The sequence below is a fragment of the Dyadobacter chenwenxiniae genome, from assembly GCF_022869785.1.
Lineage (GTDB): Bacteria > Bacteroidota > Bacteroidia > Cytophagales > Spirosomataceae > Dyadobacter > Dyadobacter chenwenxiniae.
Genome location: NZ_CP094997.1, coordinates 474,747 through 490,631, shown reverse-complemented (window position 1 = coordinate 490,631; position 15,885 = coordinate 474,747). Strand labels below are relative to the sequence as shown.

Sequence of the window (15,885 nt, the reverse complement as noted above, 5' to 3'; positions counted from 1 at the left end):
CTTTGATTATGACAGATCAGCGCAGCGATGCATTGCCTATGTTGTCCGGATTTGACATTGATTTGTTCACATCCGGAGCACATTACCATATTTATAACAAACTCGGCTCCCACATCATTGAACGCGACGGGGTTCAGGGAACACACTTCGCCGTTTGGGCACCTAATGCACAACAAGTTTCAGTAGTCGGCAATTTCAACGGCTGGAACAGGGAGTCGCACCCACTACAAAGTCGGGCAGACTACTCCGGCATTTGGGAAGGCTTTCTGCCGACTATTGGCCGCGGAGAATATTACAAATATTTCATCCGTTCCAATAGCGGTTACGAGGTTGAAAAAGGCGATCCTTACGCATTTCACTGGGAAACACCGCCCCATACTGCCAGCGTGGTCTGGGACCTTGATTTCGAATGGAGCGATGCGCAGTGGCTTGAAAACCGTAAAAGTGCTCCTCCACTCTCCAAACCCATTTCCATTTACGAAATGCACATCGGTTCATGGAGGCGGGTGCATGAAGAAGAAGGCCGCTTTTTGACTTACCGCGAACTGGCCGCTGAATTACCCCAATATTGTAATTATATGGGTTTCACTCACGTGGAATTCATGCCAGTCATGGAGCATCCGTTCTACGGTTCGTGGGGTTACCAGCTGACAGGCTATTTTGCTCCCAGCAGCCGCTTTGGGACACCGCAGGACTTTATGTACCTGATTGATACCTTGCATAATGCAGGAGTCGGCGTTATTCTCGACTGGGTTCCTTCCCACTTTCCCACAGACGAGCACGGGCTGGGCTATTTCGACGGCACGCATCTATATGAACATGCCGATCCAAAAAAAGGCTTTCATCCGGATTGGAAAAGCTTCATTTTCAATTATGGACGAAACGAGGTCAAGGCATTCTTGATTTCCAATGCCATTTACTGGCTGGATAAATTCCACATTGATGCGTTACGGGTGGATGCGGTGGCTTCCATGCTGTATCTGGATTATTCGCGCAATGAAGGTGAATGGATCCCAAATCAGTATGGCGGACGGGAAAATCTGGAAGCGCTGGATTTTTTAAGAGAGTTCAACAACGCAGTCCATACCAATTTTCCCGATGTAATGACCATTGCGGAGGAATCTACTGCATGGCCTGGTGTGACAAGTCCTACAACGAATGGTGGGCTTGGCTTTGACATGAAGTGGATGATGGGCTGGATGCATGATACATTATCCTATTTCCAGAGAGATCCGGTTTACCGTTCGCACCACCAGGGACAGCTTGCGTTCAGCATTCATTATGCGTTTTCGGAAAAATTTACTTTGCCGCTGTCGCACGACGAAGTGGTTTATGGTAAAAATTCTATGATCAATAAAATGACCGGGAACCACTGGCAACAGTTTGCAAATCTGCGGCTTTTGTATGGATATATGTTCGGGCACCCAGGCGCAAAATTGCTTTTTATGGGCGCAGAATTTGCCCAGCGCCATGAATGGCGACACGATTTCAGCCTGGATTGGGATGAGAACCTTAATCCTTTCCACAACGGGATACAGAAGGTGTTAAAAGATCTCAATGCACTTTATCAGTCCGAACCTGCACTTTACGAAAAGAACTTTTCGGCGGACGGCTTTGAATGGATAGATAACCAGGATGGGGTAAATAGTGTCATGAGCTGGGTCCGCAAAGGAAACAATGAAGCGGATGACCTGATCTTTGTCGCGAATTTTACTCCGATCGTCAGAAGCAATTACCGGATCGGAGTTTCCAAACCGGGATATTACCAGGAAATTTTTAATACTGATAATTTAAAATACGGCGGTTCTGACCTGCTTCATCTGGATGAGCAGGAAAGTTTCCCGATTCCAAAACACAGCAGAATCCACTCGATTCCGCTAGTTTTACCGCCCTTAGCCATCGTGGTGTTGAAATACGTGCGGGGATTTGAGTGGCTTTAATATAATCTTCATCAACAAACTATTAAAATTATGTCAACCAACGGAAAGTATGCGCTTATAACCGGCGCCACGAGCGGCATTGGCTATGAGCTTGCCTTGTTATTTGCCCGGGATCAGTACAATCTGGTTATTGTATCGCGGGACGGACAGCAGCTGGAAGTACGAGCCCAGGAGCTTCGCCAGCATGGTGTGGAAGTAGTTACCATTGCGAAAGATTTTTTTAACCGGGAAGAAACGCGCTCGGTTTATGACGAAGTCAAAAGCAAAGGAATCACCGTTGATGTGTTGGTTAATGATGCAGGTCAGGGCGTATATGGACTATTCCAGGATAACGAACTGGACCGTGAACTGGACATCATTGAGCTAAACGTTTCAGCAGTCGTAATCCTTACAAAGCTTTTCTTGAAGGATATGATTGCTGCCAACTCGGGAAAAATATTGAACCTGGCTTCTATTGCCAGCAAAACACCGGGTCCCTGGCAGGCCGTTTACCACGGTACAAAAGCTTTTGTTCTCTCATTCAGCGAGGGTTTACGCGAAGAGCTTAAAGAAACAGAGATTACCGTAACAGCCTTATTACCAGGCGTTACCGATACAGATTTCTTCAACAAAGCCGACATGAACCGCAGCAATGCCGTGCAGGATGAGGATGATAAAGCTGATCCCGCCGGCGTCGCCAAAGACGGCTACGACGCGTTGATGGCTGGTAAAGACAAGGTGGTTTCCGGTTTTAAAAACAAGGTCCTGATGGGTCTGAGCAACATCACACCAGACGGCATGGTTGCTCATAACATGAATGAAATGCAGAAGCCGGTCGACGCTAAATAGAAACTGTGTTTCGAAAAATACAAGCCCTGTTATCGCTATGATGACAGGGTTTTTTACGTTTAGCCTTTAAATAAATGTTACCGGCCTTTTAATGGTTGCGCTCATGCCTTTTCATGTTTTTCTCTTAATTATACTTCCGAAAAAAAAGGCAAACACGTGGATCAACCTTTTCCTTTACAGGAATCGTTGCCCGTCAACTGCTAATCAATTTCAATAAATGATGGCTCAAACGTTCAAATCAATGGCTGCGTAATGAATCTGGTAAAACCGAATTGGATTATAATTCCGGCAACCGGGACCCTTCTCTCTCCAAATATGGCTAGCTGCCAAGCATTTTTTGAACTTACTACATCATCCTTTACAACTTGAAAACGTTATGATAAATGCGCTAATTATTGATGACGAAATAAAGGCTCGTCTTATCCTCGCCCATTATCTCGAGACACAGATGACGGAAAAGATTGACGTCAAGCACGCGGAATCTGTAAATGAGGCTTTGGAAGTTATGAAAAACTATGAGCCCGGGATCGTTTTTCTGGATGTGGAAATGCCTTACCGAAATGGTTTTGATTTTTTGATGGAAAGAAAAAACCCCGATTATGATATCGTTTTCACTACCGCTTACAACCAATACGCCATCCAGGCAATCCGGTTCAGCGCGCTGGATTACCTGCTAAAACCGGTAGATCCGGGCGAACTTCAATTTGCCATTGACCGGCATCTGGAAAAAGTGCGGGAAAAGATCCAGGCGCCCAAGCAGGAGCTTTTCGATAATCTGGTGGAAAACATCCAGAGAAAAGAAATTAAGGATTTCAGGCTGGCTGTTCCTTCCAGCGAGGGTGTGTTCTTTTTTACACTGGACGAAATTCTAAGACTGGAAGCCGATAAAAACTACACTTCTATCCATTTGGTGGGTAAAAGGCCATTCGTATCCAGCAAAACATTAAAGCACTTCGACGAAATGCTGGGCGATTTCAATTTCATCCGCACACATAAGTCACACCTGGTCAATTCCCGTTATATCAAACAGGTTTCGCATAACAACCAGTATGTACTGCTTGCGGACGGATCGCAGGTGGAAGTTTCAAGAAGAAAAAAGGAGGAAGTTCAACAGCAGCTCAATCTGCGCTAATGTTACTTAACCAAATGATCGAACAGTTTACTTAAACACAGGTCCGGGTCCTGACAAAAACCAGGATGCACCTTTGAAGACTGAACCACCGTGCTACGCGTTGCGGTGAGCCAGCGAAACCGGGAAGCAGGCGGCAATGCAGCAATAGAGCCGCCTTCTTTTTTACCCGAACATATCCATTGAAATGCATGCAGATAAGCAGTCACTTCGTCCAGATCAATGCCAGCCGAAAGTGCGCGCAGCTTAGGCGCATTCACCTCAAAAGCACATTCCAGAAAACGTTTTGACGGACAAAATAAAATCACACCCACATTAATGAATTCCTCGCGCTCGACCCTGGGTACGACGCGGATTACGGCGTACTCAAATAAGTGCTGCTCTTGCATCATTGGCTCCTTTAACAAATACATCCGACACGGAGAGCCGCGACGCTAAAAATTTCACATATCCCTGCCGATGCGCCTCGGCTGACTCGAATGGTGCATCACGCAAAAGCCAGTCATCCGGGATGAGCGAAACAATCGCCTCGATCTGCTCTACACCGAATATGGCTTTGAATTCTTCATTTACCGCTTCTATTTCAGATGCATAACGAAGCAATACATGGTCTTTCACCTGCGCAAACGGCCTCTTGGCCTGCTCTTCCCAATTATCCCAGGAATGATGAAAATACAATGCTGCACCCTGGTCGATCAGCCATAACTCCTTGTGCCACATAAGCATATTGGTGTTTCTGGCCGTGCGGTCTACATTGGTAATGAGACTGTCGAGCCATACGATTGCAGACGCGAGCCTGGAATCTACGGCTGTCACGACGGGATCAAAAGTGATAGCGCCCGACAAGTAATGAATGGCCAGATTAAGGCCCGTACTCGCGCGGAGCAAATCCTGGATTTCTTCATCGGGCTCTGTTCGGCCGAAGGCTTCATCCAAATTGGCAAAAACAATTTCAGGCATCCTCAGCCCCAGCAGACGGGCAATTTCCCCACCGATCAGCTCCGCAATCAGTGCCTTCGTCCCCTGGCCTGCCCCGCGGAACTTGAGAACATATAAAAATTCGTCGTCCGCCTCGGCAAGCGCCGGAAGCGATCCGCCCTCCCGCAAAGGCGTGACATATCGGGTAACATTTACAGTTCGGAGTTGCGACTGCTGACCATTCATGGCTTACGCTGATGATTCAAGGCCGTCAATATAGGGATTTTTCAGAAAACAAGTTCCATGCCGGGCTGCACCTGTGCGCCGGTGTATGCGACCCTGTGAACCTGGTTTCCGGCTATGTCTTTGAGGATGATCGTGCCGCCCGTGTTGGCCAGGATTATTTTATTTTTTTTTAAATCAATGCTCATACTTGAAACCGGCGGAATGGAGCCTGTTAAGACCTGCACCCGGTTATTTTTGTCAACCAATGCCCAGCCTTCAATGGAAACAGGCACATTACTCTGATTTTCCAGCGTCACTTTCTCCTTATTATGATCATTACCGGCAGGATTTACCACGGCAGACCGGATTTTCACCGCCGGAACCACCGGTTCACTGCCTCCCAACCGAATGGCAAGCGCCTTTTTCACCGCTTCGAATGCATCCACCCTGCCAAAGCCATACCATGGGCTCCAAGTTCCATCGGCATGTCCATTTCCCTGGAAATCTGACGGAAATACGGGTGAAATATCCCAGGAAGTATCATTATCAAAGTTGGCCGGCGGTGTTCTCGGATACGGTGTTTCGTTCAGATCCCGGGAAGCCGTGCTTTGCAAAACGGACACCACTTCGAGTGCGCTCAGGTCCGGGTTAGCCGAAATGACCAGTCCTGCAATTCCGGCTGTAAGCGGCGTGGCGCTGGACGTCCCTCCAAAATCCTCGGTAACAGCCGCTATGCTGTCGCCCGTTGTAGTAACCACGCCTTTTCCTTCCACGGCCAGCCGGTAATAGGTGTGCACATTGTTGGTCGGCACTGTGAGCGAAATACCCGGCCCGTAATTGGAATAATGGCTGCGTTGCGCCGTGCTCGCCAGTGCCGCAATATGCATGACACCGGGGATATCAATCAGATTATGCGAAAAGACCTTACTTTTTTGAACCCCAACCCAAACCAGTGAATTGCCCTGCATACGCACCCCGTGATCGAAAGGAATGTTCTGTGTTCCCGAATACTGAATAGGACAATTTTCGTTGCCCGAAGCCCATAAGAAAACGATCCCTTTTCCCCGCCTGCCACCTGTTAAGGCGAGGGATCTGATCCGGTTTACGACTTGCTGGCTGAAATTCATTTCGGGGGAGCTTCCCCAGGAATTGGAAAAGACATCGACCTTATCTGATATGTATTGGAGTGCAAGCATCATTTTGTTGTCATCAATGTACAGCCCTCCGTCATCAGACGATTCCCATTTGATCGGTAAAAGCTTGCATGCAGGCGCGGCACCTACGGTTAATGTGCCATCCACCTCGCCTGCTATTACACCTGCACAGGAAGTCCCGTGATTGTTTCCAGGTGCATACATTCCGTTTGGATCGGCTCCTATATCTGTTTTTTTAACCAAAATATCGTTCACAAAATAACCCCAGCCTGCAAATTTGCCCGACGAATTAAAATCATCGTGATCCAGCTTGCAGCCATCGTCGGCAAGCCCGATAACGACATCCTCACTGCCGAAATTTGCAAGTAACTGCCAGGCTTCCTCGCAACGGCTTGAACAACGCGGGTCAAAATTTGTGGCAGATGGTGTGTGGGTGTGTAAATGCCATTGCAGATCATAGGATGTATCGGCGGGCAATGTCAGATATTTGGTAACCCGCTGTATCAGATCATGTTCTGCAATCTGCACGGACGGTTCTTCTTCATTGATCTTTACTATCATTTTAACCGGGTTCATACCAGACTGGTTGGTCAGCTGGAAAAGGAAATCCACATCGCTGTACTGGTTTTTGATCATCAGGGCATATTTTGCGATGAATGCAGACAAATGTTCCGGCGTTGGCTTGTCTTTAAAAGTAACCATAATGCGGTCTGTAATCAGAAACTCCTGCTTCGTCTCCTGCAACTGGTAAGCATGGTGCGTGGGCGCAAGGGCCCGGCTTTCAACCATTACTTCGTCCAGCTTGTCGGGCGAAACCGTTGCACGAAATGCAGAGGGCGAAACCTTTTCGATCCGGTCGATACCCAGATTGACAATGTTTTCAGCAGAATTGCGGGCTACAAACTGATCGTCTTTTTTGTATAAGGCAACTTTTTTCCCGTTGCGATAGGTGTATAAGGCATTATCCTCAGGCATGGCTGTGTTTGTTAAGTGAAGTGTTGATTACAAAGATCAATTTAATAATTAAGTTGCTGAACTCCTCAAAAAGGAGCGATTAACCAGCATTTGATCAGGCTGAAATTCAGCTCGCCTGCATCGCTCACCGTGTAATTATAAGCACAGGCCTTACAGTCGTCCTGAATGCAGGATTTGGCTATGGCTACATTTGTCTCCGTTTGCCACAGTGTCCGGACAGTTAATCCGCCCTCGGTGGAAAGTTCACATTCGTGCGTTTTCGAGCTGGCTGCCGAGAGTCGCCGGGCTTTTTCGATCTTATCAGAAATGCCCCTTTCGTTGGACAAATGATGTTCCGCCAGCCGTTTGGCAAAAGATTCTACGTCGTTCTCCCAGCCTTCATCACTGGCTTTTGCCTGGGTTGCGGTCGGCGCCCGCTGTAAAAGAGTGGTGTCCATCGGGATCTGCATGTTTTGCGGAGAGCTTGCCCATGTTTCTGAGGCCTCCAATTCCTGCGCGGCATTGCTTTGCCGGGAAGCAGATATGCGATTTGTTTTCATCGAAATCCTGTAAAATTTTGGCTATCCTCTTAATGTGCTCCTGCTGCACAGGAAAAATCCCCCACAGCCTGTCCGTCCGCTCTTCGCACAAAACCTTCCAGACAAGTTGCGTTCGCGAATTTGGTTTGGTTACCATGGTCCATATCAAACCAAATGTGAAAGACTTCGTGAAGAATTGTCCCGGCACGTTCACCCGGAGAATCCCAAAAATGCTGGCATAACACAACGAGCCTGTTACCGGGACACGTAAAAGCAAAAGTGTCGTTATCACAAGATGTTGCCGAACATCCGACCAGGCTTACATTATTTCCGCCACGGCACATATAACGCAGATAACCACTTTCCAAAGTAGTCCTGACACGGGCAATGCGCGATATGGCAATCCTGATTTGTCTGCGATCGCCCGTGTTGTCCAGATCCAGGCCGAGCTCTTCCTGCAAGATCAAGTTAAGTGCCGGATCGGCCGGGTTTCCGGCGACCACGTCATTCAGCGCATTTTGTAATATATCTTCTGCATTTTGCAGGACCCGCACAGCTTCTGCATCCGCAACCGCTATCGCCTGCACCGCCTCGGCGCCGGTCAGGTTGGGATTAATAAGTCCGGTCTCGTGGCAGGTTACACTCCTTGTATTAACCAGCCTGCGAACATTGCCGCTTTGCTGCATGGTATGTGTAAGTTCGTGCGCTAAAAGCCGCTTCCCGGAATCCGTTCCAGGCGAGAATTTACCCTCATTGAAAAACACGTCGTTACCCACTACGCGGAAACCCCAGGGCGGCGGCTTGTGATCGAACAGCACGTCATAGGATCTTCTTTCGACCCTCAGCAACCAGAAGCTGCCCATATCCTGCAAGATTCCCTCACGCTCAAAAAAAGCCTTCCCGAAGTCCTGCGACAGATCTCAACACATGCCAATGCGTAACCATGGCATCAAGCAGTTGTTCTGTTTCTTGGATTTGGATCGATGTCAGCGCGCAATCCAGTGGCACAGGTTCGTGCATCGGGACCCCGCAAAGCAATTTTTCGAGAACGAGATCGTGTTCCGGAATAAGCGTTTTCCCTCTTCCTATATATCCTAAAAGCGCAACTGCCCGGAATGCTGCTTGTTCATCTTTAAATGCTGCGCCTTCCGGGGTCAGCAGGTTTAGCTGTTTGAATAGCTGCGGCAAAAAAGGGGCAATAAGCACGATTCCAGCACACCGGATCACAAATTTTGTTTGCTCTTCCGCAAATTCTTCTTCCTAATTAAATGCATCTTCGTGCTTCCGCCGGGGACCGGCCATAGCATTTTTGTCCGATAGAAATGCTGCGGGCTGTTTCCATTCGATTTGTTGAAAAGAAGGCAAAAATTGCTTCTCAACCGCTCGCAGGCTGGATGCAGCATTGAGATTTTCTTGCTCATCCAGATGTGCCAATAGCAGCCAAACCCTCAATCTGTTTTTCTCACTTTCAGTCAAATGCTGATTGTGATCCAGTAATGCACCAGTTTGTTTCTCCACTTCCGTCCACTCCCTATTTGGCTTAAAAAGTGCATTTATAACGTCAATAAGCAACTGAATGTCAAGTTGATATAGCAGCCACAGCAACGAATCCTTTTCCCGGATAACAGTGAGAAACAGGCCCCGTATTTCGTCCGGTTTTTCTCTTGACAGCGTGCTTAAAATTTGGTTAAACTCAGTATTTTTGCACGATTGTGACCACCATGGAAGCGTGCCTGTTCTAAGAAAATCAATCAGCAAGTCACGCTCAACCATACTATTATTACTAATTGACTGGTCAATACTTTTGGAATGTATAATTTCCTGCAAGCGATCGGCAAGCAGCTTTTCCATGCGCTCCGGGAAGCCTTCCCCGAAATGCTCCGCTTCTAAAATTTCCAGATCAATCTCTAACCGGGCAATGCGGATCATTGAGTCGCTTGGAGCCAACCGATCCAATGCCTTTTCCAAATGCACCGTCACCCATTGCGGCCAGTAACCCGAATTATATGAGCACCGGACTGGAACGGTATTTTACATATTGCAGGATATACAATGCTTAAAACCAAAATGACCAAAAACCAATGAAAACGCTGAAAGTATTATTGATAACATTGGTGCTGATGGCACCCGCCGTTGCATTTTCTCAATCAAGGGAAAGTAAAACGGAATCTAAAAAATCAGAACGGACTTTTCAGAAAAAGTCATCACGTGCGAAGACAAGCACCGACACTTCTGACGTATCGGCCATCATTAAAGACTCTTCCAATGCAGAAAGCGGCCCGATTCTGAACGACAATGGAAATGTGAGCACCACAGGAACGATAGACGGAAGAAGCAGCACCGGTCGCCCCGACGCGGATACCACCGGATCTTACACAGTTAAACGCAACAAAAAGACAATCAGAACCGGCGGTGCAGTTATGCCTGATACGATCAAGCGGAGAAGCAGACCTTAACCTAGAAAGGTTATTACCCCACCAACCTGACATACTGGTTCAAGATCGTCTGCAAAAGCACTTTCTTTGCCTCAACATCGGCCATATCGGTAAAATACATCATCCTTCTGTCCTTGTAATCGCCTTCCAGAAATTCCGAAGCGATCTGCACGATGGCTATGTGATGGAAGACCAGGTGCACTTTTGTTTGCAGTCTTGGGTTGAATGTCAGCAGGTCAGAGGTGGTGTAATAGCTGGGGGCGTTCCATTTGATCCGCTCCTTGATTTCGGGATTGGCGTCTTTGATAATGCTCCGGATTGCCTCGATCTCAGCTTTTAGCGGATGTTGCAGCTCCTCCATATATGCCGCAACCTGCTCGGCATTACTTGGTTTTTTAGTCTTAACTATCGGTTCCTGGTCCTTTTTAGTCGGCATGATCGCATTATTGGGTTAAGTAAGGCATTGCAATTACGCCAATTATGAAGGGATTTGTATTTTTAACCACGAACTTGCACCATGGTCTTCGATTTTCGTTTGCAGGTTTTCAACACAGTCGCCCGGCGGCTCAACTTTACCAAAGCTGCGGCGGAGCTTTACATTACCCAGCCTGCCGTCACAAAACACATTCATGAGCTCGAAAATCAGCTTAATACCAAGCTATTTGAGAGAAATGGCTCGCGCGTAAAGCTCACGCAGGCGGGAGAAATCCTCTTGCACCATAGCGAGCAAATTTTTGAGATCTACCGCAACATTGAGTTCGAGATCAACAATTTATCACAGCGACAGGGCGGAAAGTTGCGCTTAGGCGCCAGCACCACGGCCGCACAGTACATTCTGCCGCCGATCCTTGCTGCGTTTCACCGAAAGTTTCACAACATTCAGGTAACGCTTACCATCAAGAACACAGAGGAAATTGAACAAGCGCTTCAAAACAAGGAGATTGACTTAGGTGTGATTGAAGGCTTTTCTAAGAACGCTGCGATCAAATACATTGAGTTTTTGAAGGATGAAATCGTTCTGGTCGCCAGCAGCAAAAATCCAACTGCTTCAACAGGCGCGGTTTCGGCAGAAAAATTAAAGGAAATCCCGCTGCTTATGCGAGAGCCCGGCTCGGGAACACTGGAAGTGATTGCGCACGCCTTAAAAATGATCGGCGTCAGCATTGCAGACCTGAACCTTGAAATGCAACTGGGCAGCAGCGAAAGCATGAAATTGTATATGCTGCATTCCGACGCAATGGCGCTGCTTTCCATTCACGCCGTTTTGAAGGAATTGCAAAGCAAAGAATGCCGCATTGTGGATGTGGAAGGGCTAAACATCGAACGCTATTTCTATTTCACGATTCTCCACGGGCAGCACGAAGCGCTGCCTGAACTGTTTATGAAATTCTCCCGCTATGTTGCCAAATGAATGCTGAATTTTGAGTAGTTATGCCAATTATCCTATTTTATTAAGTTGAGTTCTTGTCCATTTTTTCCCATACAGACACCAGATAGTGTGTTTTCCTGAAATAAATTATGTTAAAAATTACTTTTAGTCTTGTAACTGCTTTCCTGCTCCTTTACTGGAATAATGCAGTTAACAACCGTTCCGAACCCATCAAAAGTGCCGCTTCCCTTGTCAAAGCAGATTCCTTGCCCAACGCAGCCAGCTGGCCTGATGAGCTTAATGTCACCCATTTCGCAGGGTCGGATCTTACGCCTAGTCCTGCCTGCCTTGCTGTGGCAGCCAGCGGGGAAGTTTTTGTAGGTGTTGATATGATCGGTTCGCTGGGCAAAACGCCTGGTAAAGGCCGCATCGTGCGATTAGTCGATGTTGATCACGATGGTAAAGTAGATAAGAACACCCTATTTGCAGAAGTGGATAACCCGCGTGGGATCATTGCCATGGGGGATCGTGTTTTTGTGTTGCACACCACCTTTTCCAAAGAAACACAGAAAGCCTCGGGCATGGACCTGGTGGTCTTTGAGGATAAAAACCAGGATGGTGTGGCCGACGGAGGTCCTTCGCCATTGATCCAGAATATCAGCTCACCCAAATTCCTGCAAAGCCGTGGGACAGACCATTCTACCAACGGGATCAGAATGGGGATCGATGGCTGGATATACATTGCAGTCGGTGACTTTGGTTTCCATGACGCCATCGACAGGTCGGGCAAGAAACTGACCCAGCTAGGAGGAGGCATTGTGCGGGTTAGACCTGACGGAACTGAAATGGAAGTTTACACGCACGGGATGCGTAACATTTACGATGTCGCGATTGACCCTTACATGAACGTTTTCACCAGAGATAACACCAATGACGGAGGCGGCTGGAACATTCGTTTCAGTAACCAGATCCAGTCTGGGGAATATGGTTATCCTGTGCTTTTCAAACATTTTACAGAAGAAATTATCCCGGCATTAGTCGATGTCGGTGGCGGCTCAGGAACAGGTTCATTGTTTATGGACGATCCTAACTGGCCTGCAAAATACAATCAGGTGCCTATGATGGCAGATTGGGGCAGAAATCAGCTGTACATCCACCGCGTATCACCCGATGGCCCGACTTTCACCCAAAAGGAAGAAGAGTTTATCAAATTAGCGCAAATCACAGACATTGATATCGATGCATCGGGAAGCGTTTACCTATCTGCCTGGGATGGAGCCGGTTACTCGGGCAATCCGGGTAAAGGTTTCGTAGTGCGTGCGGTGCCCAAAACCTGGCAGTACAAGCCATTTGTTGACCTGAAAAAATCATCAGTGAAAGATCTGGCCGCATTACTGACCAATGCCAGCGCTGTTCAACGTCTGGCAGCACAGCAGGAACTATTGACCCGCAAGACCAAAGATGTAACGAAAGCTTCTTGGAAAATCGCTGAAAACAAGCAGCTTCCGCTTTACGCGCGCGTTGCAGGCATATACACATATGCGCAGGCAGCTGGTGCTTCGGGTAATGATAATCTTGTAAAGTTGACAGAGGATAATGCTGTGCGGGAATTCGCATTGCGTGCATTAGCCGATCGCCTAAAAAGCAACTCAAATGTTCCGGTTGAGCCATTTTTAAAGGGTTTACAAGACGGAACACCCCGCGTTCAGCTCGCTGCGACAGTGGGTTTGGGAAGACTTGGCCATCCTGAGGTTGCTGATGCGTTGTTGAAAGTGAAGGTTCCTGCCTCATTTGTTTCACCAGCAAAGGGAACGGAAGGTCCTCACGCCACACCAAATTCACCCATTATCCTTCCGCATGTGGCCGTGAGAGCACTTGTTGCGCTCAATGCGGTGGATGCCTGCGTGAAGGCAATCAACACGGAAAATGCCACGCTCGCACTGTGGGCGCTGCGTTATATGCACGATCCCAAAGCAGTTTCAGCGCTCATAGCAGTATATGGACTGGCCAAAGATGATGCGTCGAAAAACCAGATCTTAACCACGCTCTCACGACTTTATAAAAAAGAAGCGCCTTATGATGGCTCATGGTGGTGGAGCACACGTCCTGATACGCAGGGCCCTTACTATAAGTCTGTTACATGGGAATCGTCGGATGCCATCAAAGACTTTCTGATGCAGCAATGGAACAAAGCGGATGAGAATGGAAAGCAGCTTTATGCTGATTTGAACGGACGCCTGCGCCTGGGCATTACCGAATTTGGTGGTGAAGAAGTGGTTGTGGCAAAAGAGGAAGTTAAGGTTGACTTGGATAAAATCCGCAACAAAAAGGGTCAGGTTGGTGAGTCGTCGATTGAAGATGTGATGCTGGCAATAGCTAAAATAGAAGGGAATCCCGCTTTGGGAAAACAGCTTTTCACCAAGCAGGGATGCGTGGCATGCCACAGCCTGAGCAAAGGTGAAGTGATGAAAGGGCCGTTTATGGGCCAGATTGGTTCTATTATGAACCGCGAACAGATCGCCGAATCGATATTGAAGCCTAATGCATCCATTTCACAAGGATTTGCCTCAGTGCTCATTACGGCAAAAGGCGACAAAACGTATATGGGGTTTGTTTCTGAGGAATCTGCTGATAAATTGGTTATTCGCGATATTGCTGGCCAGGTTACAACCATAAAAACATCCGACATAATTTCTCGCAAAGAAATGGAGTCATCCATGATGCCGCCCGGACTTGCCAACGAGCTTTCATACGAAGAATTTGCTTCTCTGATCACATTCCTGTCGCAGCAGAGAAAGTAACATTCAAAAATAAAAGAGTTGGATGGCCTGTTCGGGATTTGGAAAAGTAGTTTAAGTAAAAAAGAAGTAACAAACTTCCCGCAAGCCCTTTCTCTCAACGTTTATCAATGATCTCAATCCTCGCGCTGCTCCAACAGGCGAGGATTTTTTTTAACAAAGTATTTATATACATTGGTGTAAATATTTCAGTTTATGAAAAACAACATTTGGCTGATAATCATTGCGTTACTGTTATTTGGCAATACAAAATCCAAAGCGCAGGCAGAAGAGGAAAAGCTGGACTTGCCTGGCGATAATCTGAACCTCTATGCTGTTATGAAGCTTTTCCAGGAGTCGGAGACGCTGGAAGGTTTCGAACGCAAACTCAATGATGAAGAAACGCAGATCAACAACCTCGATCTTGATGGGGATAACCAGATAGACTACATCCGGGTTTTTGACAACGTAGACCGAAAACTGCACACCATTTCGCTGAAAGTGGCATTGGGCCAGGATGAAGAGCAGGATGTTGCCGTGATTTTTGTGGAAAAGAAGGACGACGGACAGGTTTTGATCCAGCTCGTGGGTGACGAGGATTTGTATGGAAAGGATTATATTATTGAGCCTAATTCCCTTTCCGAAGATAATGGCCGCGAAACGCCAAACCCGGGCTACTCAGCCGATCGGGAGCGACCAACGGTTCGGAACAATACAACTTATGTCATTTCCTCCTGGCCGGTAGTTCAATACATTTATGTTCCCGATTACGTCGTTTGGCGGTCGCCCTGGCGCTGGCGCTATTATCCGACTTACTGGCGGCCATGGAGGCCGAATTACTGGCATTATTATTACGGTTATCACTATCATTACCACGATTATTACAACGGTCATTTCCGCCGCTGGAATGCCTACCGGAACCCTGCCTGGCAAACTCATTATTACGGCGGCGGTTACAGATCGCGTTCCGTGACCGTTACCCGCAGGTCCAGCCGGGGCGATTACAGGAAAACATATTCAAAGCCTTCGTCGGCCAGACAAGGTTCCGCGGTTTTTGTAAAAAGAAACCCAACGGCGCCTTCTGCAAAAGACAGGTTACCATCATTCGACAGGACGGGCCGGCCGGTTGTAAGCAGGCCGGGAACGAGTCGGCCATCCACAGGAAGGCCCGGCGCAAATCCTGATGTGTCGCGGCCAGTGACAAGGCCAGGTGGTGGAAACGGCTCTTCGCGACCGGGAGGGGAAAGGCCAGGAACAGAACGGCCGGAAACCGGACGCCCAGGAACGGGCAGGCCGGTAACAACGCCAATTGAGCGCCCCGCAACCACACGTCCTGTAACACCGAATCCAAGTCGTGAACGGCCCGCAACAACGCGGCCCGACAATCCAAATCCCAACCCACAGCGACCAGCAACAACACGTCCGATCAATCCAAACCCGGATCGTGAACGACCTGTCACCCGTCCAGTGACCCCAGGCCCAGGTCGTGAAAGACCTGTACCAACCCAACCATCATCCCGCCCTGCTGTTGAAAGGCCGACCAACAGGCCATCCACACCTGCTTCGTCGCGCCCCTCCGAAAGAGGCCGTCCAACTGAACCACGATCGAATCGCTAA

Annotated in this window: 14 protein-coding genes and 1 pseudogene; 7 read left to right on the top strand and 8 right to left on the bottom strand. The window is 48.1% G+C overall.

Translation table 11 applies throughout. The annotated features are described in order from the left end of the window. Positions 1-8 precede the first annotated feature (8 nt). The 3 genes from glgB (at position 9) to MUK70_RS01970 (ending at position 3,900) form a co-directional block, all read left to right on the top strand. The gene (glgB, locus tag MUK70_RS01980; RefSeq protein ID WP_234655598.1) at positions 9-1,940 is read left to right on the top strand and encodes a 1,4-alpha-glucan branching protein GlgB; all 1,932 of its coding nucleotides are present in this window, start codon (positions 9-11) and stop codon (positions 1,938-1,940) included. 30 nt (positions 1,941-1,970) lie between these two features. Further along, a complete protein-coding gene (locus MUK70_RS01975; RefSeq protein ID WP_234602044.1) occupies positions 1,971-2,768 on the top strand; it encodes an SDR family NAD(P)-dependent oxidoreductase in 798 nt (265 codons plus the stop codon). 376 nt (positions 2,769-3,144) lie between these two features. After that, on the top strand, positions 3,145-3,900 hold the full coding sequence (locus MUK70_RS01970; RefSeq protein ID WP_234602043.1) for a LytR/AlgR family response regulator transcription factor: 756 nt from the start codon (positions 3,145-3,147) through the stop codon (positions 3,898-3,900). A gap of 2 nt (positions 3,901-3,902) precedes the next feature. Here the strand turns inward: MUK70_RS01970 and MUK70_RS01965 are convergent, their stop codons facing one another. The 7 genes and pseudogenes from MUK70_RS01965 to MUK70_RS31035 form a co-directional block, all read right to left on the bottom strand. After that, positions 3,903-4,289, bottom strand: coding sequence for a DUF3037 domain-containing protein (locus MUK70_RS01965; RefSeq protein WP_374759718.1), 387 nt, complete (start codon positions 4,287-4,289; stop codon positions 3,903-3,905). Beyond that, entirely contained in the window at positions 4,264-5,061 is a 798-nt protein-coding gene (locus tag MUK70_RS01960; RefSeq protein WP_234655599.1) for a HipA family kinase, read from the bottom strand. The genes MUK70_RS01965 and MUK70_RS01960 overlap by 26 nt, the downstream gene beginning before the upstream one ends. A 41-nt stretch (positions 5,062-5,102) precedes the next feature. Next, on the bottom strand, positions 5,103-7,169 hold the full coding sequence (locus MUK70_RS01955; RefSeq protein ID WP_234655600.1) for a S8 family serine peptidase: 2,067 nt from the start codon (positions 7,167-7,169) through the stop codon (positions 5,103-5,105). Positions 7,170-7,234: 65 nt separating this feature from the next. Then, entirely contained in the window at positions 7,235-7,708 is a 474-nt protein-coding gene (locus MUK70_RS01950; protein ID WP_234655601.1) for a hypothetical protein, read from the bottom strand. A 29-nt stretch (positions 7,709-7,737) separates the two neighbouring features. Then, complete coding sequence (locus tag MUK70_RS01945; protein WP_234655602.1) at positions 7,738-8,550, bottom strand: eCIS core domain-containing M35 family metalloendopeptidase; 813 nt, start codon at positions 8,548-8,550, stop codon at positions 7,738-7,740. Positions 8,551-8,572: 22 nt separating this feature from the next. Further along, positions 8,573-8,923, bottom strand: a pseudogene (locus tag MUK70_RS31040) (contractile injection system tape measure protein); the annotation flags it as partial. A gap of 24 nt (positions 8,924-8,947) precedes the next feature. Next, positions 8,948-9,667: a contractile injection system tape measure protein gene (locus tag MUK70_RS31035; RefSeq protein ID WP_374759719.1), complete on the bottom strand. Its 720-nt coding sequence runs from the start codon at positions 9,665-9,667 to the stop codon at positions 8,948-8,950. Between the two features lie 101 nt (positions 9,668-9,768). On the opposite strand from MUK70_RS31035, the gene MUK70_RS01935 reads away from it, so the two are divergent. After that, a complete protein-coding gene (locus MUK70_RS01935; protein ID WP_234655603.1) occupies positions 9,769-10,143 on the top strand; it encodes a hypothetical protein in 375 nt (124 codons plus the stop codon). Between the two features lie 13 nt (positions 10,144-10,156). On the opposite strand, the gene MUK70_RS01930 is transcribed toward MUK70_RS01935, so the two are convergent. Beyond that, a complete protein-coding gene (locus MUK70_RS01930; protein ID WP_234655604.1) occupies positions 10,157-10,558 on the bottom strand; it encodes a DUF1801 domain-containing protein in 402 nt (133 codons plus the stop codon). Positions 10,559-10,639: 81 nt separating this feature from the next. Between MUK70_RS01930 and MUK70_RS01925 the strand changes: the two genes are divergently transcribed. The 3 genes from MUK70_RS01925 to MUK70_RS01915 all read left to right on the top strand — a co-directional run bounded on the left by MUK70_RS01925 (position 10,640) and on the right by MUK70_RS01915 (position 15,885). Next, complete coding sequence (locus MUK70_RS01925; protein WP_234655605.1) at positions 10,640-11,533, top strand: LysR family transcriptional regulator; 894 nt, start codon at positions 10,640-10,642, stop codon at positions 11,531-11,533. A gap of 107 nt (positions 11,534-11,640) precedes the next feature. Continuing rightward, entirely contained in the window at positions 11,641-14,292 is a 2,652-nt protein-coding gene (locus MUK70_RS01920) for a DUF7133 domain-containing protein (RefSeq protein WP_234655606.1), read from the top strand. 192 nt (positions 14,293-14,484) lie between these two features. Beyond that, positions 14,485-15,885 carry a hypothetical protein gene (locus MUK70_RS01915; RefSeq protein WP_234655607.1) on the top strand — a complete coding sequence of 467 codons (1,401 nt, stop codon included), beginning with the start codon at positions 14,485-14,487 and terminating at the stop codon, positions 15,883-15,885.